Consider the following 21,435-nt stretch of genomic DNA (forward strand, 5'->3'; position numbering starts at 1 on the left):
GGAGGCGATGGAGTGGTTCACCGCACCCGAGTACGGGCTGAGCCGGATCGTCTTCCAGCGGGGCCTGGCCGCCTTGTACTGCGTGGCGTTCCTGTCGGCCGCCCTGCAGTTCCGCGCGCTCATCGGCGAGCGCGGGATGCTTCCCGTACCGGAATACCTGCGCCGGACGGACCCGCGCCGCGCGCCCTCACTGTTCCGTCGGCGCTACTCCGACCGGCTGTTCGCGGCCGTGGCGTGGTCCGGTGCCGCGCTGGCGCTCGCGATGGCGGCCGGCGCCGGGGACGCCGTACCGCTGCCGGTCTCCATGCTGCTGTGGCTGCTGCTGTGGGGCGCGTACCTGTCGATCGTGAACGTGGGCCAGACCTGGTACGCCTTCGGCTGGGAGTCGCTGCTCCTGGAGACCGGGTTCCTCGCGGTCTTCCTCGGCAACGACGAGACCGGGCCGCCCGTCCTCGTGCTCTTCCTGCTGCGCTGGCTGCTGTTCCGGGTGGAGTTCGGCGCCGGGCTGATCAAGCTGCGGGGGGACCGGTGCTGGCGTGATCTGACCTGTCTGCACCACCACCATGAGACACAGCCGATGCCCGGCCCGCTGAGCTGGTTCTTCCACCATCTGCCGGGGCCTCTGCACAAGGTCGAGGTGGCCGCCAACCACGTGGTGCAGCTCGGCGTGCCGTTCCTCCTCTTCGCTCCGCAGCCGGTGGCCACGGTGGCGGCCTGTCTGATGATCGCCACCCAGCTGTGGCTGGTGCTCTCGGGCAACTTCGCGTGGCTGAACTGGCTCACCATCGTGATCGCCGTCGCGGCGGTGGACGCCTCCGCCTTCGCGGGGGCCCCGTCGCGGCCCGATCCTCCCGTCTGGTACGTCGTCCTGGTCCTGGCCGTGACCGTGCTGGTCCTGGTTCGCAGCTACCGCCCGGTGCGCAACCTGCTCTCACGGCGGCAGGTGATGAACCGGTCCTACGACCCGTTCCACCTGGTCAACAGCTACGGGGCCTTCGGCACGGTCGGCCGGGTCCGGTACGAGATCGTCGTCGAGGGCACCGACGCCCCCGTCCCGGGTCCCGACGCGGTGTGGAAGGAGTACGGGTTCAAGGGCAAACCGGGCGACCCGCGCCGGCTGCCCCGGCCCTTCGCCCCCTACCACCTGCGGCTCGACTGGCTCATGTGGTTCGCGGCCCTCTCGCCCGGCTACGCCGAGGACTGGTTCGGGCCCTTCGTGGAACGCCTCCTGGAGGGCGACCGGGACACTCTTCGGCTGCTCGGCCACAACCCCTTCCCGGACGCCCCGCCCGTGTACGTCCGCGCCCGGCTGTACCGCTACCGGTACACGACCTGGCGGGAGCTCCGGGAGACCGGGGCGTGGTGGCACCGCGTACTCGTGCGGGAGTACCTGCCTCCGACCCGGCTGCGGAAGCCGGCGGGGCGGGACTGAACGGCGGACCGTCCGCAGGGTGCGGCGCCCGGACGCGCCGGTGCCCCCGCCCGGGTGGGCGGGGGCACCGTACGGCGGCCGTCGAGGGCCCGCGCCCGGGCGGCGGGCCGGTCGCGGCGGGTCAGTCGATGCCGGGCAGGATGTGGGGCTCGGCGAGGTCGTCCTCGTAGCCCGCGAGCCGGATCGGGGCCGAGCGTGCCCAGACTTCGAGGCTTCCCAGCTCGCCCTTGCGGCGGGTGGACTCGGCTTGTTCGGACGGTCGCGGATCCTGCGTGGTCAGTTCAGTGGTCACCGCGCACTCCTCTGTGTCGCGTATGGGGGAGGACAGGGCCGGTCGGGTCGCGGTGGCGCCGTTGATCGGGCGGGGCCGCGGCCTTGGTGGCAGGCCAGTCCCCCGGAAGGCCGTGAGGACGGTGTGTCTCCTCGGTGGCCGACCGTGGACATCAGAGTAACCAAATGAGCGGGGTTGCGCTCTAGCGGGCTCCGAAGTGTGACGCGTTCGGATGAAGTGAGCCGAAAAGAGCGCTCCACCGGGGGGCGGAACGCTCTTTTCCGGACATGCGCGCGGGGCCGTGGAACGGGCGCCTACCAGTTGGCGGGCGCGTAGTCCTTCAGGAAGACGCCGTACAGGTCCTCGCCCGCCTCGCCGCGCACGACCGGGTCGTAGACGCGGGCCGCGCCGTCGACCAGGTCGAGCGGGGCGTGGAAGCCGGCCTCGGCGAGCCGCAGCTTGTCGTAGTGCGGGCGCTCGTCGGTGATCCAGCCGGTGTCCACCGAGGTCATGAGGATGCCGTCGGTCTCGAACATCTCCTGCGCGCTGGTCCGCGTGACCATGTTCATCGCGGCCTTGGCGGCGTTGGTGTTCGGGTGGCCGGCGCCCTTGTAGCCGCGGCTGAAGACGCCCTCCATGGCGGAGACGTTGACGACGTAGGAGCGTCCGCTGGACGCCTTCCGGGCGGCCTCGGCCATGACCCCGCGCAACTTGCTGATCAGGATGAACGGTGCCGTGTAGTTGCACAGCTGGGTCTCCAGCAGCTCCACCGGGGAGATCTGCTCGATGCTCTGCACCCACGTGTTGGACTCGACGACGTCCGGGAGGAGGCCGCCCGCGTCGATGGCGGTGCCGTCGAGGTGCCGCTCGATGCTGGCGTTGCCGGCGACCAGGGCGAGGTCGGCGACCTTCTGCGCCTCCAGGCCGCTGGTGCCCACGGGCAGCGCGGCGAGACCGTCGACGGCGCCGGAGTTGAAGGCGCCGATGACGTGGTGGGCGGGCAGCTCGCCGGCGGGCAGCGGCGCGCTCTCTCCCTCGACGAGCGCGGCGTACGCGGAGGGGAGGCGGCGCACGGTCTGCGTGGCGTTGTTGATGAGGATGTCCAGCGGGCCGGCGTCGGCGACCTGCTCGGCGAGGGCGACGGCCTGGGCGGGGTCGCGCAGGTCGATGCCGACGACCTCCAGGCGGTGCATCCAGTCCGCGGAGTCCTCCATCGCCTTGAAGCGGCGGATGGCGTCCTTGGGGAAGCGGGTGGTGATGGTGGTGTGGGCGCCGTCGCGCAGCAGCCGCAGCGCGATGTACATGCCGATCTTGGCGCGGCCGCCGGTGAGCAGGGCGCGCTTGCCGGTGAGATCGGCGCGGGCGTCGCGCCTGGCCCGGTTCTCGGCGGCGCACTTCTGGCAGAGCTGGTGGTAGAAGTAGTCGACCTCGACGTACCGCGTCTTGCAGACGTAGCAGGACCGCGGGCGCTGGAGTATGCCGGCGATCCGGCCTTCCTCGGTGGCCGAGGAGGGCAGGATGCCCTCGGTCTCGTCGTCGATCCGCTGGGCGGAGCCGGTGGCGGTCGCCTCGGTGACGGCCCGGTCGTTGGCGGTCTTCGCGGCGCGGCGCTCCTGGCGGCGGCGCTGCTTGACGGTGCGGTAGATGCCGGCGGTGGCGCGCCGGACGGCGATCGCGTCGGGGTGGTCGACCTCCAGCTTGTCGAGCTCCTCCAGGACGCTCAGGCAGACGGCCAGGCGCTCGGGGTCGATGCCCGGCCCGTAGTCCTGGGTTTCTTCGGTCACCGTCATGGCCTTCGTCGTTCCTCGATCGCTCGTACCGTCACTGCTGTCGAAGACGCAACTTTACGGAGCGGGGGGCCGTGCCTCCAAACCCGTTCGGGGGGCGTGGTCGAAGACACAGTCGCCGCACAGGCCGCCGCCGGGGGCGCGGTAGTGGAGGCAGCAGCCGGTCCGGCGCAGGCGCGGTCCCCGGAGAGTTCCTGCGAGGTCGGGGTGGTCGAGGAGGCCGGCGACGAGGGAGGCGGCCCGTCCGGCCGCGTCGGGTCTCCCCTGGGCCCGCGACCAGCGGGTCAGCTCGCGCAGGGCTCCGGCCAGGGCCGAGGCGGCGTTGCCCCACAGGAGCCGGGGGGAGATCCGGCCGTCGCGGCGCAGCGCCGCGTGGAGCGGGACGAGGTGGGCCTCCTGGACGGCGGCGCGCAGATGGGCGACGGTGGCGGGGAGGGTGGCCGAGCCGGACCACCAGAGGTCGTCGGGCGCGGTGAGGGAGCCGTCCCAGTGGAGGTCGGCGGGGTCGAGCTCCGGGAACCGTCCGTGGAGCGCGGCCGGTCCGAGCGCCGTGGACCAGAGCCGGGCGGCGAGCCCGAGGTGGGCGACGGAGGCGGCGACGCGCCGCTCCCTGGTGCCGAGCCGGGCGGAGACGAGGTTCACGCGCGCGGTCAGCGGTCCGTCGTGTCCCGCGTACAGCAGGGCGAGGGGGCGGTGTGCCCCGCCGCCGGAGGGGGGCGTGGCACGCAGGGCGAAGAAGCCGCCCGGCGACGCGCTCCCGTCGGCATCCAGCACTTCTGTCTCCTCCCCCGCCCGGACGTCCGGGCCTCGCCCCCGCTCCTCCTCCCGCCGCTCACAGCGGTGGTGCGGCCCCGCCGCCACTCCTGCCGCCCCAGGGCAAGGCTTGGTCATGGCTTGCCCAAGCCGGTGCGCCGGCGCGGAGCCCACCGTAACGCTCGGGGCATGACTTCTTCGACGTCCTCCGCGTCCCCGTCCTCCCCCGCCCCCTCGTCGCCGCCCGCCCCCGCACCGGTGGGCGGCGGGCGGCGCGGGGTGCTCGCCCTCGGTCTCGCGGCCCTCGCCTCCACCGCCGCCGTGCCCGTGGCCCGGGCCTCCGGTGCCGCCTCCCGCACGGCGGCGGCTCCGTCGGCGCGGTGGAGGGCGGGCAGGGCGCTGGCCGAGCTCCGGGCCGGCAACGCCCGCTTCGCCGCGCTGCGGCAGCGGCATCCCCACGAGGACGCGGGCCGCCGGTCCACGGTCGCCGTCGCCCAGCACCCCTTCGCCGTGGTCCTGGGCTGCGTCGACTCGCGGGTCCCTCCCGAGCTGGTCTTCGACCAGGGGCTCGGTGACCTCCTGTCGATACGCACGGCGGGCCAGGCTCTGGACGAGGCGGTCCTCGGGTCGGTCCAGTTCGGTGTGGAGGAGCTGGGGGTGGGGCTGGTCGTGGTGCTGGGTCACGAGCGGTGCGGGGCGGCGTCGGCGGCCGTGGAGCACGTACGGACGGGGGTGCCGGTCGCCGGGCATCTGGCGCGTGTCGTGGAGGAGCTGGCACCGGCCGCCCGCGCGGCCCGGGGGCTGCCCGGGGACTGGGTGGAGAACACGGTGCGGTGCCATGTGGACCGGGTCAGGGACCGGCTCGCCGGGGACGAGGCGTTCTCCGGGGCCGAGATCGTCGGCGCCCGCTTCGACCTGGAGACCGGGAGGGTCGCGTTCCACCCGTTCTGACCCGCGGGGGCGTACGCCCACGGGTGTACGGACCGCCGGTGCACCGCGCCGGCGGTACGGCGAAGGCGTTCCCGGGGACGACGACACCGAACACCCGGAAGGAGGACGGTCCGGTCCAGCCGCTGGGCGCCCTCACGATCGTGTGCGCCCTGCCGACGGCGGCCTTCCTGGTCGGCCGGCGGGCCGGGGGCCGGGCCTGGCGCGGGGCGCTGATGGCGACCGCCGGCCCGGCCGGGCTGGCGGGCCTGACCCGGGGCGTGCTGCCGGCCCCGGCGACGGGTGTGGCCTTCGGGATCGCCTCGGTCGTCACCAAGGCCGTCGCCGAGGAGTGGTCACCCGGCGCGCCGCTCGCCGGGTGCACCGGGCTGCTCGTCCTGTCGGCGCTCGCCGGGTGGACCGGGCTGCTCGTCCTGTCGGTGCTCGCCGTGTCGGCGGCTGCTGCCGTCCCAGGCCTCGACCGGGCGGCTCGCCGCTCCGCCGGCGACGGTCACGGTGGTCGATCCGGTGGCCGCGACGGTGGTCCGTCCGGGCACCGGGGGGTGTCAGATGGCGACCCCGCGGGCCCTGAGGTAGGCGAGGGGGTCGATGTCGGAGCCGTACCGGGGACCCGTCCGCACCTCGAAGTGGAGGTGCGGTCCGGAGCTGTTGCCGGTCGATCCCGAGCGCGCGATGCGCTGGCCGCCGTGGACGCGCTGGCCCTCGCGGACGGAGAGGGCGGAGAGGTGCGCGTACTGGCTGTAGCGGCCGTCGTCGTGCCTGAGGACGATCTGGTAACCGTAGGCGCCCGCCCAGCCGGCGGAGACGATCCGGCCGTCGGACACGGCCCTGACGCTGGTCCCGGTGGGGACGGGGAAGTCGACGCCGGTGTGGTAGCCGCTGGACCAGGACGAGCCCTGGACGCGGTAGCGGGTGCCGATGTCGGCGGCGACGGGAGCCGCGTACCGGTCCTCGCGGGGCGGCGTGGCGGGGCGCGGCTTCGGAACGGCCGGGCGGGGTTTCGGCTTGGCGGCGGGCCGGGCGGGCGGCCTCGGGGCCGGTTTCGGAGCCGGCTTCACCTCGGGCCGCGCCGTGGGGCGGGAGGCGGGCCGTGGCGCGGGCTTGGTGGCGGGCCTGGTGCCCGGTTTCGTGGCGGGGCGGGTCCGGTCGTCGGGCTGACCTGCGGCGGGCGGCCGCGTGGCGGGGGTCCTGGCGGGCGGGGACTGCGGCGGCGGGGACGCGGCGGCCGGCGGTCTCGCCGCAGGCGCGGTCGGCCGCTGGGCGGCGGGGGCGGAGGCCGCCCGCGGAGCTTTCGGGGCCTTGGGCGGGGCGGCGATGCGGAGGGTGAGGCGTTGTCCGGGGTGGATGAGGTCGGGGTCGTCCCCGACGACGGTCCGGTTGGTGTCGTACAGGCCCTTCCATCCGCCGCGGACCCGCTCCTCGCGGGCGATCTTCGACAGGGAGTCGCCGGATGTCACCGTGTACATCTCGCGGAGGGCGGGCACGGTGGTCGGTCCCGGTGCCGCGGCCCGGGTGGGTAAGGCGCGCTGGGCGGGCAGGGACGCGGTACGCATGTCGTTCCCGGCCGGTTCCGCCGTGGGTCCGGCCGCCGGTCCGCCCCGGGCGAGGCCGGCGCGAGGTCCGCAGTGGGGCCAGGCGTCCGGCCCCTGGCCCTTGAGGACCCGTTCGGCGACGGCGATCTGCTGGTCCTTGGAGGCGAGGTCGGCGCGCGGGGCGTACCGCGTTCCGCCGTACCGCTCCCAGGTGGACTGGCTGAACTGGAGCCCGCCGAAGTAGCCGTTGCCGGTGTTGATGTGCCAGTTGTGCGAGGACTCGCAACCGGCGACCTTGTCCCACACGTCGAGCGAGGCGGCTTCGGCGGCGCCCGCGCCCATGAGGGGCAGCGCCATTCCGGCCCCGCCCGCGGTGACGGTGAGCGAGGCGCGGTTGAACCGGCTCGGCTGGTGACGGCGGTGACGTCCGCGTACGGCCATGGGCCCCCCTTGAACACAGCAGCGGCGGTCCAAGCTAGGGGTGGCGCACAGTGCGTGACAAGGGGCGCACGGAATCTCGGGCGACTTGCGTCACCTCGGTGTTGACGTCAGAAGGCCGGCCCGGCCGGGCCCGCGGGCCCCGGCTGGGGCTGAGGCTCGGGTTCCGGTACGGGCCCGCCCGGTTGGGGAGCCGGGCCGGGCTCGGGGTCCGGCGGGACCGGAACCGGGTTCGGCGGGGGAACGGGCGGGGGCGCGGGCACCGGCGGCGGGATCGGCGAGGGCGGCAGCGGGTCGGGGTAGGGGTGGGTCATCACGGGCCTCTCGTCGGAGGGTCTGCCTGCCTCCAGGGTGACCCGGGGTCCGCGTCGCCGCCCGCCGGATCCGCCTTTTCGGGCCGGGGGGCGCCCGCCCGCGCCCGAGCCGTCGCCGCGCGCGCCGCGCGGCGACGGTTCGGCGAGGCTCAGACCTGCGCGGGCACGGCGTGCGGCGGGCGGACCGTGTCGGAGCCGGGGACGGGGGCGGAGGCGTCCGCGCCCAGCTCCACGATGCGGTTGCCGGCGTCGACGTGCACCACGCGCGGGACGAAGGAGCGGGCCTCGGCGTCGTCCATCTGCGCGTAGCTGATGAGGATGACCAGGTCACCGGGGTGGACGAGGTGCGCGGCCGCGCCGTTGATGCCGATGACACCGGAGCCGCGCTCGCCCTCGATGACGTACGTCTCCAGACGGGCCCCGTTGTCGATGTCGACGATGTGCACGAGCTCGCCGGGCAGGAGGTCGGCCGCCTCCATGAGGTCGGCGTCGACGGTGACGGAGCCGACGTAGTGCAGATCGGCCTGGGTCACGGTCGCCCGGTGAATCTTCGACTTGAACAGCGTACGCAGCATGGAAAGACTCCCGAAATAGGCTCCCTGCCTGCGATTGTGCAGGTCAAGGGCGGTCTCCTCAGCCTACAACGAGGGGGGTGGGGAGGGCAGTGTTCGTCTGATCACTCCGGCACCACGGGCTGCTCCGTCAGGCGCCGTTGACGGCGAGGAGGCGGGCGGTGCGGGGGCTGGCTCCGGGCAGGGAGATCGGGATGCCGAGGCCGGCGCACATGCGCTGGGCGCGGGCGAGGGCGCTGAGGGTGGCCGGGGTCGGGTCGGCGGTGGGCAGGTCGATGACGACCCGGGCCGGGCGGTGGGAGTGGACGAGGGCCTGGATCTGGAGGGCCGCCGCGGCACGGTTGGTGACGTCCAGGTCGCGGGCGAGCGCGACGTGCAGGACGTCGTGGCGAACGGCGTGGCTGATGAGCATGGTGTCCCTCCGCGCAGGACGACGGGGCCCGTGGGCGGGGCCCGGGCGTAGTCGTCCGAGGATGCCACGGAGTGCGCCGCGCGGCCGTCCGGCGCGGCGGGACACGCCCTCCGGCCCGTCGGCGTGGGTGACAGGGACCGGTGGGGCCGGGCCCTTGGGCGTTCGGGACGGGCTATCGCGACGACGCACGGCCGGGCCGTCGCGCCGGAGGACGGGGCCGCGGCGCGGGAGGCGGAAGACGGCGTCCTGGTGGGGAGCGGGAGCAGGTTGCCCGGCGGTGCTCACCCCTTAGGGTGAGTCAGGCCGGAAGTGGCCGGTCGACATGTCGAACGCGACCTTCACGACAGGGCGGTTTCATGACCTGGTTCGATCTTCCTCTCGGTGAACTCCGCGCCTACCGCAGCGCGTCCCGGGAGCCCGCGGACTTCGACGCGTTCTGGACGCGGACCCTGGAGGAGGCGCGCGGCCACGCGCTGGACGCGCGGTTCGATCCCGTCACGACGGGCCTGACGACGGTGGACACGTACGACGTCACCTTCGCCGGTTTCGGCGGCCACCCCGTGAAGGGGTGGCTCGTGCTTCCCGCCGGCACCACCGAACCCCTGCCCGTGGTCGTGGAGTTCATCGGCTACGGGGGCGGGCGCAGCCTCCCCCACACGCATCTCCTGTGGGCCTCGGCCGGGTTCGCGCACTTCGTGATGGACACCCGGGGCCAGGGCAGCGGTTGGGCTCCCGGCGACACGGCCGACCCGGTGGGCAGCGGGCCCGCGTTCCCCGGCTTCATGACGCGCGGGATCGAGGATCCGTCCACGTACTTCTACCGGCGGCTCTACACGGACGCCGTCCGGGCGGTGGAGGCCGCCCGGTCCCATCCCCTGGTGGACGCGGCACGGACGGCGGTGACGGGGGTGAGCCAGGGCGGTGGCATCACCGTGGCCGTGGCCGGGCTGGTCGGGGACCTGGCGGCGGTGGCGCCGGACGTACCGTTCCTCTGCGACTTCCCCCGGGCCATGACCGTGACCGACCGGGCGCCCTACCGGGAGATCGGCGACTACCTCAGGACGCACCGGGGCCGGGTCGAGCGGGTGCGGACCACCCTTTCGTACTTCGACGGTGTGCACTTCGCGGCGCGGGCGTCGGCGCCGGCGCTGTTCTCGACCGCGCTGGAGGACCAGACGTGCCCGCCGTCGACGGTGTTCGCGGCGTTCAACGCGTACGCGGAACCGGACAAGGCGATCGAGGTCTACGACTTCAACGATCACGAGGGCGGCGGCCCGTTCCAGCAGGCGGCGCAGCTGCGCTGGCTGCCGGAGCGGCTGCGCGGCTGAACCGCGCGCCGGGCGGTGACCGGCGCGCCACGCTGGGTGCGGAGCCTGCCGAGGCCTCCGGGGGCGTACGGGACTCGTCGAGGTGCCGGGCCGGCCGGGGGTGCGGCACCGGCGGATCAGGTACTCAGGGCAGCGGCCGGCGCAGTGCGGCGGCGTAGCCGTCGTCCGGGTCCAGGTGGCGGAGTTCCTCGGCGATCAGCTCGGCGGTGGTGCGCACCTTGAGGGCGAGTACGCGGCTCGGCTGGCCGGGGATCGCCAGCCGGGCCACCGGGCCTTCGGGGCGGTCGATGCGGATCTCGCCGTCGGGGGTGCCCATGCGCACGGCCGTGATCACGGGCCCCTCGCTGATGACCCGTTCGACGGGGACGCCGAGGCGTTCCTCGAACCAGCGGGCGAGGAGTTCGGCGCTCGGGTTCTCCGCCTCGCTCTCGACGGCGGCGGAGGTCACCGTGGTCCGGGCCTGGTCCAGCGCGGCGGCCAGCATGGAACGCCAGGGCGTGAGCCGGGTCCAGGCGAGGTCGGTGTCGCCGGGGGCGTACGAGGCGGCACGCGTCTCCAGCGCGGTCAGCGGGTCCTCGACGGCGTACATGTCGGTGATGCGGCGCTGGGCGAGCGCGCCGAGCGGGTCGCGGGAGGGGTTGCCGGGGGCGTCGACCGGCCACCAGACGACCACGGGCGCGTCGGGCAGGAGCAGCGGCAGCACCACGGAGTCGGCGCGGGCGCCGAGTTCGCCGTGGAGGCGCAGGAGCACGGTCTCGCCGGAGCCGGCGTCGGTGCCGAGTCTGACCTCGGCGTCGAGGCGGGCCTCCGCCCGCTCCCGGGGGGATCGGGCGTGGCGCTTGATGACCACGAGGATGCGTGACGGGTGTTCCTTGGAGGCCTCGTTGGCGGCCTTGACCGCGTCGTAGGCGTTCTCCTCGTCGGTGACGATCACCAGGGTGAGGACGACGCCGACGGCGGGGGTGCCGACGGCCCGGCGGCCCTGGAGGATCGCTTTGTTGATCTTGCTGGCGTTGGTGTCCGTGAGATCGATCTTCATGCCCGCGCCCGTCCCTTCCTCTGCGGCGAGCCTAACCCGCCCGGAGGGCGGGCGCGTTGCGGGTCGCCCCGGCCGGGCCGCGAGCTCCTGGCCGGGGCGGGGTCCGGGTCAGACGGGTTCCGCGTCCGCGGCCTCGTCGTCGGCCGACCGGACCTGGGCCCGGCGGCCGACGACCGCGGCGGCGGCGAGCGCGGTGCCGATGAAGGCGGTGGCCACCACCCAGGGGCGGTCGAGCACGTGCCCGGTGGCGTGGTCGAGGGAGTAGCGGCCGGCTCCGGCGATGCCGATGGCGGCGGCGGTGAAGCCGAGGAAGGCGGGGTACTCGTAGCCGCCGCCCTGGGCGAAGAAGCCGGCCGGGGCGTGGACGGCGACCGCGCCCGCCATGGCGCCGGCCGCGGCCGCGCCGGCCGCCGGGGTGGCGAGGCCCAGGGCGAGCAGCGCGCCGCCGCCCGCCTCGCCGAGGCCCGCCGCGACGGCGCTCTGGCGGCCCGGGGAGAAGCCCATGGCCTCCATCGCGTGCGTGGTGCCCTCGATGCCACCGCCGCCGAACCAGCCGAACAGCTTCTGCGTGCCGTGCGCGGCGAGCACGGCGCCGGTGCCGACCCGCAGCACAAGCAGCCCGAGGTCGCGTCGGTTGGGGTGGGCCATGGCGTTCTCCAGGTGCGGGGAGGGGGACACGTACGCCGTCCACTCTCCGCCCCGGCGCCGGACCCCGCCGCCCTGACACCCGCCCCGCTGCTCCATCCGTGTCAGGTTTCACCGAGGGGCCCGCCGTCCCCGGGGCCCCGGCCCGGCCGCCCGGAGACCCGGCGGCCGTTCCCGGGCGGGCCATGGGGCGCTCTTGACCTGTGCGCTACATTTTGCCGGTCCTCGACCGCCGATCTTTCCTGATCGCTATCTCTTCCGGAGCCGGCATTCCATGACCGACATCGTCAACGGCCTCGGCCGGGCCACCGCCTACGGCGCACTCGGCGTGGTGCTGCTGATCCTCGGCATCGTCCTGGTGGACCTGCTCACCCCGGGCAAGCTCGGACGGCAGATCTGGGAGGAGCGGAACCGCAACGCCTCCGTCCTGCTGAGCTCGGCCCTCCTCGGCATCGGCGGCATCGTCTTCACCTCGATCTGGACGACGTACGACAACTTCGGCAAGGGCCTTCTCTCCACGGCCGCGTTCGGGCTGCTCGGCCTGGTGATGATGGCCGTGGCGTTCCTGGTGGTCGACCTCGTGACGCCCGGCCGGCTCGGCGCCACGCTGGTCGAACCGGAGCCGCACCCGGCGGTGTGGGTGACCGCCTCCTGCAATCTCGCGGTCTCGGCGATCGTCTCCGCCTCCATCGCCTGACGGTCCGCCAGGATGGCGTCCGCTACCGGGTGACCGGCTCGACCTCCAGGAAGCGGCGGCCGCGCGGCCCCCGGTAGAGCAGGGCCTCCCAGCCGAGCCGTTCGAGCACGGGGACGCAGCCCTCCAGGGCGGAGGCCTCCTGCCCGGCCGCTCCCCCGCCGGGCGGGCCGAGCCACTCCACCACGGCGGTCCCCGGCCGCTCGCCGGCCCGCACCCGGTAGCCGGTGGCGGTGCGTGCCCCCGAGGCGTCCACCGCCGAGGGCGTGACACCGCCGGCCTCCAGGGCCAGGGACACCGCGCGGACCGGTTGCCGCCGTTCCCACACGGCCGGTACGGCGGCGGGGTCACCGCCGCCCGGCGGGTTGGTCAGCCGTCTGATCCCGAGCAGGCCGTCGAGGGCGGCGCGGACCTCACGCGACCGCTGCTCCGCCCCGTCCGGAGGCGGCGGCCCGTCGCCCGTGGCCGCCTCGAAGGCGCCCTTCTCCGGCCGCTCGGTCACAGCAGCCGCCGGATGTCACCCCGGACCCGGTAGAAGCCGCCCGCCGCCGGGTGCAGCGCGTCGACCACGTAGCGGGCGCCCGGTTCCCGGATGGCCCTCGGGAACTGCACGTTCCACGTGGACTCGTACCCGTCGGAGACGACCCGGACCCGGGTCCGGCCGGATTCCTGGACGCACTCGACGACGATCGCGCCGGCCGGGGCGTCGCGGACGGTGGTGACGGCCGAGGCCGTCGTCGCCGGCTGGTACGTGGGGAGGGCGGCGGCGAGCTTGATGTCGCGGGCCACCGGCACGGTGCCCCGCTGGGCGGCCTGGATCGCCGCTTCGCTCGCGTCCACGCACACCAGGGATCCGTCGGTGGTGACCAGGTACAGCCGCTCGTCGCGGTACTGCATGGACAGCGCCGAACCCCCGCCGGTGCCCAGCTTCCAGAGCCGGGTGCCGTCCTCCGCGAAGCAGTAGACCGACGAGGAGGAGTCGCCCGCGAAGACGAACCGCCCGCCGGGCGAGGTCGCGCACGAGTAGACGGGGCTGTCGCAGGCGTACACGGCCTCGACCCGGCCGTCCTTCTTCGCGAGGCGCTGCACCTTCCTGCGGGCCGTGCCCGCGTACACCGAGGTGTCCTCCTGCCAGCCGAAGAGGACCCCGCCCTCGGTGGCGGTGTGCCACAGCTCGCCGCCCCCGTCCGGCGCGTGGGCCGCGACGCCCTGCGAGTCGCCGTGGTAGACGGCGTCGGAGTCGGCACGGATCATCCAGGCGTGCTCGCCGCGCCCGCCCCGCGCCCACTGGTGCTCGTCCTCGTGGTCGATCACGGTGAGCCGGCCCGAGCGGTCGGCGACGTGCAGGACGCCCTCGTGGATGTCGAGCCAGAAGATGTCGACATCGGTGGCGATGTCGTAGGCGGCGAAGGGAAGCTTGGACGACAGGTCGTACACCTTGCCGTCGTCACAGCCCGCGTAGATCCAGAAGTCGTCCGCCACCAGGCACTTGACGCCGTCCGGCAGGCTGAAACGGGCCTGGACCTCGCCGGAACGGTCGAGCGTGAACACGTCGCCGGCCTGGTTGCCCACCCAGCAGCGCTCCTCGTCGACGTGGATGCCGAAGGCGGCGGAGCCGGTGCGGAACCGCCAGAGGACCGGGGCGACGGCGCGGGCGGTGGAGGGCGCCGAGCTGACCTCACGGCGGGTCACGGGCCGCGCTGCGCGCTGTCCGCGCACGGCGGGCGCGTACCCCTTGCGGACCTTCTCCCCTATCTTCTTCGCCGCGGCGGCCCGGGCCTTCTCGTGCGTCGGGAAGGTGGACCGCTGCGTCTGCCCGGCCGTGCCGATACGGCCGTAACGGACCGACACCGCGAGGTCCTCGACGGTCACTTCGTAGAACTTGTGGGCACCGCCGCCGTCCTGCGACAGCTCCAGATAGGTCGTCGTCATGGGAGGAACGCTAAGGGGAGCCACTGACAACGGGCGGCCGGCGAGCCCGCGGCCGCGGAGCTGTCGCCCGGGTACGGGAGGGCGGGCCCCGCGGGGCCGGGGGGACCAAAGACCCGGGCATTCAGGACTTCCGTCGCGGCATCGCGGACACGCGCGGCTGTGACGATGGCCTTCGAAGATCATCCGACGTGCCGTCACCTTCCGGACGGCCGGAAGGGCCCTCATGACCGAGAGACAGAAGCGGCCCCTGCCCGTGCGGGTGCGCCCGCACCCGGACGGCATACCGATGGACGACCTGTTCCGTGCGGACCCCGGTGACGGCACGGTCCGCGCGCGGGCGACGGTCGGAACGCACAGCGACGGCACGAGCGGTGGCCACCGTGCGGGCGCCACCGCGTCCCTGCCCCGGACGACGGCTCCGGCCGTCCTCCCCGCGGGCCTGCCCCGCCGCCCGCCGCCCTCCGATCCGGACCTGAGCGAGCGTCCGGGCCGGTCCCTGCCCGGCTGGGCGGCCCTTCTCGCCGCCCTGGCCGCCCTCGCCGGCGCGGCGTTCCTCCTGTGGCGGGCGGGCCCTCCGCCGGGCGGCCGCACGGCGCCGTGGGAGTGGGCCGCACCGGCCGGCTGCGCGGCCGTCGCCGTGGTCGCCCTCGGCGGTCTGACCCGGGGGCGGACCGGTTCCGCCTGGGTGCTCTCCCTGTTCGGCCGCTACCGGGGCAGCGTGCGCCGTACCGGTCTGCTCTGGATGAGCCCGTTCGTCCTCCGGCGCCGGATCGACGTGCGGCTGCGGCACTGGCGCAGCGAGCCGATCGCGGTGGTGGACGCCGAGGGTTCGGCGCTGCGGGCGGTGGTCCTCGTGGTGTGGTCGGTACGGGACACGGCCCGCGCGATGTTCGCCGTGGACGACCACCTCACCTATCTGCGGGAGCAGGTGGAGGCGGCCACCGCGCGCGTGCTGTCCCGCCTGCCCGCGGACGCCTTCCGGGGCGACGCGCCGTCCCTGCGGGACACGGAGGCCGTCGGCGACGCGCTGACCCGCCTGCTCGCCGCCGAGTGCCGACCGGTCGGGATCGCCGTCTTCTCCGCGCAGCCGGTCCGCGTCGAGTACGCGCCCGAGGTGGCGGCCGCGATGCGGCGGCGGCAGATCGCCGCGCTCGACGCGAAACACCGCGACCTGGTCCTCACCGGCGTGATCGACGCTGTGGACGACACGGTGACGCGGCTGACCGCCCGCGGGCTGGTCGAACTCGACGACTTCGAACGCCAGGCCCTGGTGAAGGACCTGACCGTGGCCTTCTGCACCCGGCGGGGAGCCCTGCCCGGACAGCCCGAGAAGTGAACGGGCCGGGGTGGGGCGACGCAGACCGATGAAGACCGAGAAGGAGTGACGAGGACCATGGACGTTCCCGTGTTCACCGAGGAGATACCCGCCGGCTGCGCGTGTCCGGGCTGCGCGGCCGTGCCCGGCCGGGGGCCCGGTGCGCCGGGGAGCCGGTACGGGACCGGTGGCGGCCTGCGCGGGGTGCGCCGCGCCGTCGTCGTGGCCGCCGGGGCGGTGGCTCTCGCGGGCGCCTGCGCCGGCACCGCGGCCGCCGAACCCGCCCCGGCGCACGCCGGCCGGGACGGCTCCCGGTACTGGTTCCGCGACGAGGCCGGTGCGTGGCGCTGGACCGGCCACCACGCCACGTACCTCCGGCGGACGGGCGCGGCCGCGTCCGGGAGACCCGCGCGCACGACCGGCGCGGACCGTCCCGGTGAGCCGGTCTTCCGGGGCCGAGCGGGCTGGGACGCGCGGGACCGCGTCTACTGGTACCGGTCGCGCGGCCACTGGTACTGGACCGCGCACCGGGACACGTACGAACGGCGGACCGGCCTTTCCGTGGGAGGCCCCGGGGCCCGTCCGGAGCCGGAACCGCGGCCGGGACACCGGCGGAAGCCGGGGGCGCCGGTGTCTCCGCCGGGGGCCGGGCAGGGCCGTGGACGGTCGGCGCCGGTCGCGTCGTACGTCCTCACCGCCTCCTACGGGCGGCCCGGGGCGTGGTCGAAGGGGTACCACACGGGGCAGGACTTCGCGGTGCCCTCGGGCACGCCGGTCCTGGCGGTGGGGCCGGGGCGTGTGGTGACGGCCGGGTACGGCGGCGCGTACGGCTACCAGGTGGTGATCCGCCACCCGGACGGCCACTGGACGCAGTACGCCCACCTCTCCCGTATCGACGTCTCCGCCGGGCAGTACGTCGCCGGCGGGCAGCGCGTCGCGCGGTCGGGGGCGACGGGACGGGTGACGGGTCCTCATCTGCACTTCGAGGTGCGGACCGGCCCGCGCTTCGGCTCGGACGTGGACCCCCTGGCGTATCTGCGCAGGCACGGCGTACCGGTCTGACGGCGGCGGGACGGTCCACAGGGCCGCTCAGCCCGTCACGCGCTCGATCCAGGCGGTGAGGTCGGCGACCACCTCGTCGCGGTTGGTCTCGTTGAGCACCTCGTGGCGTGCCCCGGGGTAGGCGCGGTACGTGACGTCGGTCAGGCCGGCCGCACGGTAGCGGGAGACCAGCAGATCGGTGAGGGTGAGACCGGCGTTGAGGGGATCGCGGTCGCCGGCGAGGACGTGGAGCGGCAGCCCGGCCGGGATGCCGGCGGGGACGGCGAGCCGTGCGGCGGCGGCGCCCATGTCGGCCATGCCGCGGGCGTCGACCGTGAAGCCGCACAGCGGATCGGCGAGGTAGGCGTCGACCTGCCGCTCGTCGCGGCTGAGCCAGTCCGCAGGCGTACGCCGGGGCGTGAAGCCGGCGTTGAAGGCGTCGAAGGCGCCGCCGCGCGCGCCGCCCTCCGCCTCGGCGGCCTTCCGGGCGGCCTCCGCGAGACCGGCGAGGAGGCGGTCCACGGCCGTCGTGCCGGACAGGGCGACGCCGTCGACGAGCCCGGGATGGTCGAGCAGGTACTGCTGGGCGGCGAAGGACCCCATGCTGTGCCCGAGGAGGACCACCGGGGCGCCGGGGTGGCGCTCGCGGGCGATCCGGGTGAGCGCGGCCATGTCCGCGACCAGCAGGTTCCAGCCGTCCTCGCCCAGGTGCCCGAGCGCGGCGTGCGCGGAGCGGCCGTGGCCCCGGTGGTCGGCGGCGTAGACGGCGTAGCCGCGCCCGACGAGGTGTCCGGCGAGCGGGGCGTAACGGCCGGCGTGCTCGCCCATCCCGTGCGCGATCTGCACGATGCCGCGCGGTGGACCGGCCGGGAGCCAGGTGTGCACGTGGAGGACCACGCCGTCCTGTGACGTGTAGGTGAACATGACGGCTCCCGACTGCCTGCGTGTGCGCTGCGACGGGCGGTCTCCCCGCCGGCCGCCGGGCCTGCCGGGGCCCGGTGGGCGCCACCGTAAGGGGCACCGGCCGCACGGGCAGCCCCGTCGGGGCGTGATCCCCGTCTCAGGCGGGGCGCGGTGCTCCGGGGACGCGGGAACGGGCGGCGGCTCCTGGTGCTCGCGGGGTTCACGGCGGAGCCGGGCGGAACCGGCCGGTGGCTCCGACCGTTCCGCCCACTGTGCGGGCGGCGGGCCGGCCGGCCTCCCGGGTCAGGCGGGGCGGGCGTAGGCGAGGGGGTCCGTGAGGACGTCGTGGAGGACGAGGGAGGCGGCGCCCCGGGAGGCGTCGGTGGTCGTGGAGGCGGGGCGGAGGCGGCGGGCGTCGGGGGACCAGAGGCCGGAGACGACGCGGGCGGAGAGTTCCTCCGACACGGCGGGGGCGAGCCAGGGCAGCAGGCGGGGGTAGATGCCGCCCAGGACGACCGCCTCCGGATCGAGGAGGTTGACGACGCCCGAGAGGGCCCGGCCGAGCATGCGGCCCGCCTCGGTGAGGGCGGCGAGGGTCCCGGGGTCGGCGGCGGCGGCGCGGTCGGCGAGGGCGTCGACGTCCGGGACGCCCGCCGCCCGCAGGAGCGCCGCCTGGCCCGCGTACTGCTCCAGGCAGCCGCGCGATCCGCAGCGGCAGCGCGGACCGTCCGCGTCCACGACCAGATGGCCGACCTCGCCGGCGAAGCCGTGGGCTCCGCGCAGGAGTTCGCCGTGGACGACGATCGCGCCGCCGACGCCGATCTCCCCGGTCAGGTGCACGAAGGTACGCAGGTCACCGAGGTCGCCGAAGCGGAGCTCGGCGAGCGCCGCCATGTTGGCCTCGTTGTCGGAGGTCACCGCCAGACCGGCGGTCTCCGGGCGGAGCGACGTGAGCGCCGCGGCGAAGAGGGCCTCCGCGTCGACCTCGTGCCAGCCGAGGTTGGGGGCCTGGCGTACGGTTCCGCCGGAGACGAGGCCGGGGAGGGCGAGGCCGGCGCCCGCCGGGGCGAGGCGGTGGCCGGCCGCCGCGCCGAGTGCGTCGGCGGCGACGCGGGCGGCCCGCGCGAGGACCTCGCCGGGTCCGGCCGTCCGGTTGTCCAGCCGTTCGGTGCGGCGGACGCGGTCGGCGCCGGTGAGATCGACGACGCACACGGTCACGTAGTCGACGTTGATCTCGACGCCGAGTCCCGCGGGGCCGGTGCCGGCCGGTTTGAGGACGGTGCCCGGGCGCCCCGCCTGGCCGCTGAACGTCTTGCCGGACTCGACCAGGAAGCCGAGGTCGAGCAGCTGCTCGACCAGCGAGGAGACGGCGGGCCGGGTGAGGCCCACGCGGGCGGCGACCGCCGCCCGCGTGGTCTCGCCCGCCTCGTGGACGGTCCGCAGGACGAGACTGAGATTGTGGCGGCGCACTCCCGACGTGTCGGCCTTGGGTTCCGTGGGCTGGTTCATGGTGAGCGTGAGCCTAGGTCCTGCTCGTCCGGTCCTGAAACCCCGGGAGTGCGGACGCCGGCCCCGCCGCCACGGCTCACCACGCAGGCGCCCGGGGAGGCTCCGCCGTCGCCCCCGGGATCAGGAGTGGTCCCTGACGGTCCGCCGGATCCAGGCCGCGTACGCCGGCGCGCTGGTGTAGAGGCCCGGTCCGGCCGAGCACGGGACACCAGGGGCGCCCGGACCCGAGGTCACCCCGACGAGCTCCCACCGCCCGTGCCGGCCTTTCTGGAGCTGCGGGCCGCCGGAGTCCCCGAAGCAGGCCATGGCCGCGGGCACGCGGCTGACCGTGCACAGCCGGGTCCGGTCGGCGTATCCGGGGGCGCATTCGGTGTCGGCGCCGCGGCGCGTCGACAGCTCCCGCAGCCGCTGCGGAAAGACCAGTTCGGTGTCGGAGGTGGTGCCGAAGCCCAGGATGCGGGTCGGGGTGCCGGGCCGTCCGGCCCGTTCCGCGATCGGGACGGGCTTCTCGGGGACCGGGCGGTCCAGGCGGACCAGGGCGATGTCGTCGCTGTTGGCGGCCTTCCCCTCACCGTTCCGGTAGCCGGGGTGGACGAAGGTCCGATCGATGGCCCGGACGGTCCCCCCGGACTTCCGGGCGGTGCTGCCGACCCGGACGACGCCGTCCAGTCGAAGACCGTCGCCCCGCACGCAGTGGGCCGCCGTCAGCACCCACCGCGGAGCGATCAGCGAGGCTCCGCAGTTGCCGTCGTGCACCCCGTGCTCGGGCGCCGACTCCGGGATCACCGCCATGAACGGGTAGTGCTCCGTCGGCTCGGTCCCGTTGACGACGGCTCCGGCGCCGCCGGTCGGCAGCGTGGCGCACACCGCCACCGCGAGTGCGCCGACCGTGGCCGTGCGGGCCGCCCGGCGGCGGACCGCCTTCATGCTGAACATCCAGGGTTCCCTCTCGTCGTACCTCTCGGGGGTTCCACCCTGTTCGCTCCGGTGCCGGCCCCGCCATCCGGCCGGCACCCGGGGACGGCGGGGACGCTCCCCCGCCGATCGCGGGGGCAGGCCCCCGGGCCAGGACGGCGGGGGGCCTCACTGCGGTCCCCCGCCGTGGCACATCAAGATCACTGCATCGGCTCGCGGAGCCGCCGCACACGAGGAGTGATGACCATGGACGGGTACAGGAAGCCGATCGGCCGGCGAGGGCTGCTCACCCTCACGGCGGCGCTCGCCGCCTCGGCGGCGGCCGCCCCGGTGGCTGCCGCCGCCTCGTCGCCACGCCTCGTACCCGGCGCGTCCCCCGCGGGCGTCGTCCGCTCCCTGGAGCGGGCCGCGCACCCGCTGCGCTCCACGGAGCCGGGCGGTACGACGGCGGACCTGCGGGCACTGGGCGCCATGGTCGCGGGCGCGCGGGTGGTGGGCCTCGGCGAGGCGACGCACGGTTCGCACGAGTTCTTCGCCATGAAGCACCGGGTCTTCCAGTACCTCGTGGAGGAACGCGGCTTCACCACCTTCGCCCTGGAGATGAGCTGGTCGGCGGGGCTCAGGATCGACGCGTACCTCCAGGGCGGGCCGGGCGACGCGCGGCGGATCGCCCGGGAGACGCTGGCCGGATCGCCCTGGGCACGCGAGGAGTTCGTCCGTCTGATCGGCTGGATGCGCGACCACAACGGCCGCCGTCCCGACCGCCCGGTCCACTTCATGGGCGACGACCTCGGGGCACCGGAACTCGGCGACCACATGTTCGAGCGGGTCCAGCGGTCCGTCGGTACGGTCAGGCCGGAGGCCCTGCCCCGGCTCACGGAGCTGTACGCGGGGCTGCGCCCCTTCGACGACATCTTCGCCCACCTGCGCAAGCCGCTCCCGGAACGTCAGGAGGACGCCGCGCGGGCCCAGGAGGCCTTCGACCTGGTCGCCGGGCACCAGGAGGCCGGGGATGACGACTACGCGTGGACCGTGCAGCACGCCCGGAACATCGCGCAGACCTTCGCCTTCGCCACCGTGGACCTCGCGGACCCGGCCTCGGTCACGGCCGCGGAGCGCCTGCGCGACGAGGCCATGGCCGACAACGTGCTGTGGTGGCAGGGCCGGACCGGTCACAGAATGCTGTTGTCCGCCCACAACGGGCACGTCGGCCACCTGTCCACCCGTCCCGATCTGTACCCGCGCACCCAGGGCGCCGTGCTGCGCGACCGCCTGGGCCGTGACTACGCGGCGATCGGTTTCACCTTCGCCGGCGGATCCTTCCTCACCAAGGACACCAGCCTCGACGGCGACTGGAAGCCGGTCACCGTTCCGGCGGCGCGCCCCGGCATGCACGAGCACACCCTGGACCGGGTCGGGAACCGGGACTTCTACCTGGACCTGCGGGCGGCGCCCGCCGCGGCCCGGGCCTGGCTCGACCGGCCCCGGCCGGTCCACGACGCCGGTTCGACGTTCACCTCCGACCCGCTGCCCACCCTCGCGATCGGCCGGGCCTACGACGTCCTCGTGCACCTCCACCGGGTCCGGGCCGCCGACAGGCTCTGAACCCGAGGGGGCGAGCGCCGGGCCGGGGTGACGGTCACGACAGGGAACCG

The 21,435-nt window shown here is 75.0% G+C and carries 21 protein-coding genes; 7 read left to right on the top strand and 14 right to left on the bottom strand.

Going from position 1 to position 21,435, the window contains the following annotated elements; genetic code table 11:
- The first annotated feature begins 7 nt into the window (after positions 1 to 7).
- On the top strand, positions 8 to 1,432 hold the full coding sequence (locus tag ACFY60_RS19240; protein WP_388611946.1) for a lipase maturation factor family protein: 1,425 nt from the start codon (positions 8 to 10) through the stop codon (positions 1,430 to 1,432).
- A gap of 121 nt (positions 1,433 to 1,553) precedes the next feature.
- Here the strand turns inward: ACFY60_RS19240 and ACFY60_RS19245 are convergent, their stop codons facing one another.
- The 3 genes from ACFY60_RS19245 to ACFY60_RS19255 form a co-directional block, all read right to left on the bottom strand.
- The gene (locus ACFY60_RS19245; protein WP_309053903.1) at positions 1,554 to 1,724 is read right to left on the bottom strand and encodes a hypothetical protein; all 171 of its coding nucleotides are present in this window, start codon (positions 1,722 to 1,724) and stop codon (positions 1,554 to 1,556) included.
- A 293-nt stretch (positions 1,725 to 2,017) separates the two neighbouring features.
- Positions 2,018 to 3,493: an SDR family NAD(P)-dependent oxidoreductase gene (locus ACFY60_RS19250; RefSeq protein WP_388611947.1), complete on the bottom strand. Its 1,476-nt coding sequence runs from the start codon at positions 3,491 to 3,493 to the stop codon at positions 2,018 to 2,020.
- Positions 3,494 to 3,547: 54 nt separating this feature from the next.
- Positions 3,548 to 4,261, bottom strand: a complete 714-nt coding sequence (locus ACFY60_RS19255; protein ID WP_388612127.1) for a (2Fe-2S)-binding protein — start codon at positions 4,259 to 4,261, stop codon at positions 3,548 to 3,550.
- A gap of 171 nt (positions 4,262 to 4,432) precedes the next feature.
- On the opposite strand from ACFY60_RS19255, the gene ACFY60_RS19260 reads away from it, so the two are divergent.
- On the top strand, positions 4,433 to 5,194 hold the full coding sequence (locus ACFY60_RS19260) for a carbonic anhydrase (RefSeq protein ID WP_388611948.1): 762 nt from the start codon (positions 4,433 to 4,435) through the stop codon (positions 5,192 to 5,194).
- A gap of 332 nt (positions 5,195 to 5,526) precedes the next feature.
- On the opposite strand, the gene ACFY60_RS19265 is transcribed toward ACFY60_RS19260, so the two are convergent.
- The 4 genes from ACFY60_RS19265 to ACFY60_RS19280 all read right to left on the bottom strand — a co-directional run bounded on the left by ACFY60_RS19265 (position 5,527) and on the right by ACFY60_RS19280 (position 8,459).
- Positions 5,527 to 5,727: a hypothetical protein gene (locus tag ACFY60_RS19265; RefSeq protein WP_388611949.1), complete on the bottom strand. Its 201-nt coding sequence runs from the start codon at positions 5,725 to 5,727 to the stop codon at positions 5,527 to 5,529.
- Between the two features lie 9 nt (positions 5,728 to 5,736).
- The gene (locus ACFY60_RS19270) at positions 5,737 to 7,164 is read right to left on the bottom strand and encodes a transglycosylase family protein (protein WP_388611950.1); all 1,428 of its coding nucleotides are present in this window, start codon (positions 7,162 to 7,164) and stop codon (positions 5,737 to 5,739) included.
- A gap of 460 nt (positions 7,165 to 7,624) precedes the next feature.
- Positions 7,625 to 8,050 carry an aspartate 1-decarboxylase gene (gene panD, locus ACFY60_RS19275; RefSeq protein WP_345289176.1) on the bottom strand — a complete coding sequence of 142 codons (426 nt, stop codon included), beginning with the start codon at positions 8,048 to 8,050 and terminating at the stop codon, positions 7,625 to 7,627.
- Positions 8,051 to 8,177: 127 nt separating this feature from the next.
- Positions 8,178 to 8,459: a hypothetical protein gene (locus ACFY60_RS19280; protein WP_388611951.1), complete on the bottom strand. Its 282-nt coding sequence runs from the start codon at positions 8,457 to 8,459 to the stop codon at positions 8,178 to 8,180.
- Between the two features lie 356 nt (positions 8,460 to 8,815).
- Here ACFY60_RS19280 and ACFY60_RS19285 point away from each other — a divergent pair, with 356 nt between their 5' ends.
- A complete protein-coding gene (locus ACFY60_RS19285; RefSeq protein ID WP_388611952.1) occupies positions 8,816 to 9,787 on the top strand; it encodes an acetylxylan esterase in 972 nt (323 codons plus the stop codon).
- Positions 9,788 to 9,911: 124 nt separating this feature from the next.
- Here ACFY60_RS19285 and opcA read toward each other — a convergent pair whose 3' ends face one another.
- Both opcA and ACFY60_RS19295 read right to left on the bottom strand, forming a co-directional pair.
- Positions 9,912 to 10,826 (bottom strand): glucose-6-phosphate dehydrogenase assembly protein OpcA, encoded by a 915-nt coding sequence (gene opcA / locus ACFY60_RS19290; protein ID WP_388611953.1) that lies wholly within the window; start codon positions 10,824 to 10,826, stop codon positions 9,912 to 9,914.
- Positions 10,827 to 10,934: 108 nt separating this feature from the next.
- Positions 10,935 to 11,474 carry a DoxX family membrane protein gene (locus ACFY60_RS19295; protein WP_309050963.1) on the bottom strand — a complete coding sequence of 180 codons (540 nt, stop codon included), beginning with the start codon at positions 11,472 to 11,474 and terminating at the stop codon, positions 10,935 to 10,937.
- Between the two features lie 271 nt (positions 11,475 to 11,745).
- Here ACFY60_RS19295 and ACFY60_RS19300 point away from each other — a divergent pair, with 271 nt between their 5' ends.
- Positions 11,746 to 12,168 (top strand): DUF350 domain-containing protein, encoded by a 423-nt coding sequence (locus tag ACFY60_RS19300; RefSeq protein ID WP_309050956.1) that lies wholly within the window; start codon positions 11,746 to 11,748, stop codon positions 12,166 to 12,168.
- 22 nt (positions 12,169 to 12,190) lie between these two features.
- Here the strand turns inward: ACFY60_RS19300 and ACFY60_RS19305 are convergent, their stop codons facing one another.
- Complete coding sequence (locus ACFY60_RS19305; protein WP_388611954.1) at positions 12,191 to 12,667, bottom strand: hypothetical protein; 477 nt, start codon at positions 12,665 to 12,667, stop codon at positions 12,191 to 12,193.
- The gene (locus tag ACFY60_RS19310; protein WP_388611955.1) at positions 12,664 to 14,097 is read right to left on the bottom strand and encodes a WGR domain-containing protein; all 1,434 of its coding nucleotides are present in this window, start codon (positions 14,095 to 14,097) and stop codon (positions 12,664 to 12,666) included. Before ACFY60_RS19310 ends, ACFY60_RS19305 begins: the two co-directional genes overlap by 4 nt.
- Positions 14,098 to 14,320: 223 nt before the next feature.
- Between ACFY60_RS19310 and ACFY60_RS19315 the strand changes: the two genes are divergently transcribed.
- Positions 14,321 to 15,433, top strand: a complete 1,113-nt coding sequence (locus ACFY60_RS19315) for an SPFH domain-containing protein (RefSeq protein WP_388611956.1) — start codon at positions 14,321 to 14,323, stop codon at positions 15,431 to 15,433.
- A gap of 57 nt (positions 15,434 to 15,490) precedes the next feature.
- Complete coding sequence (locus ACFY60_RS19320; RefSeq protein ID WP_388611957.1) at positions 15,491 to 16,474, top strand: M23 family metallopeptidase; 984 nt, start codon at positions 15,491 to 15,493, stop codon at positions 16,472 to 16,474.
- A 27-nt stretch (positions 16,475 to 16,501) separates the two neighbouring features.
- Here the strand turns inward: ACFY60_RS19320 and ACFY60_RS19325 are convergent, their stop codons facing one another.
- The 3 genes from ACFY60_RS19325 to ACFY60_RS19335 all read right to left on the bottom strand — a co-directional run bounded on the left by ACFY60_RS19325 (position 16,502) and on the right by ACFY60_RS19335 (position 19,801).
- On the bottom strand, positions 16,502 to 17,377 hold the full coding sequence (locus tag ACFY60_RS19325) for an alpha/beta fold hydrolase (protein ID WP_388611958.1): 876 nt from the start codon (positions 17,375 to 17,377) through the stop codon (positions 16,502 to 16,504).
- A gap of 282 nt (positions 17,378 to 17,659) precedes the next feature.
- On the bottom strand, positions 17,660 to 18,865 hold the full coding sequence (locus tag ACFY60_RS19330) for an ROK family protein (RefSeq protein ID WP_388611959.1): 1,206 nt from the start codon (positions 18,863 to 18,865) through the stop codon (positions 17,660 to 17,662).
- A 120-nt stretch (positions 18,866 to 18,985) separates the two neighbouring features.
- A complete protein-coding gene (locus tag ACFY60_RS19335; protein ID WP_388611960.1) occupies positions 18,986 to 19,801 on the bottom strand; it encodes a S1 family peptidase in 816 nt (271 codons plus the stop codon).
- A gap of 225 nt (positions 19,802 to 20,026) precedes the next feature.
- Here ACFY60_RS19335 and ACFY60_RS19340 point away from each other — a divergent pair, with 225 nt between their 5' ends.
- Positions 20,027 to 21,385 carry an erythromycin esterase family protein gene (locus ACFY60_RS19340; protein WP_388611961.1) on the top strand — a complete coding sequence of 453 codons (1,359 nt, stop codon included), beginning with the start codon at positions 20,027 to 20,029 and terminating at the stop codon, positions 21,383 to 21,385.
- Positions 21,386 to 21,435 lie beyond the last annotated feature (50 nt).

Origin of the sequence: Streptomyces sp. NPDC012827 (assembly GCF_042900905.1) — a bacterium.
GTDB classification, from domain to species: domain Bacteria; phylum Actinomycetota; class Actinomycetes; order Streptomycetales; family Streptomycetaceae; genus Streptomyces; species Streptomyces gulbargensis.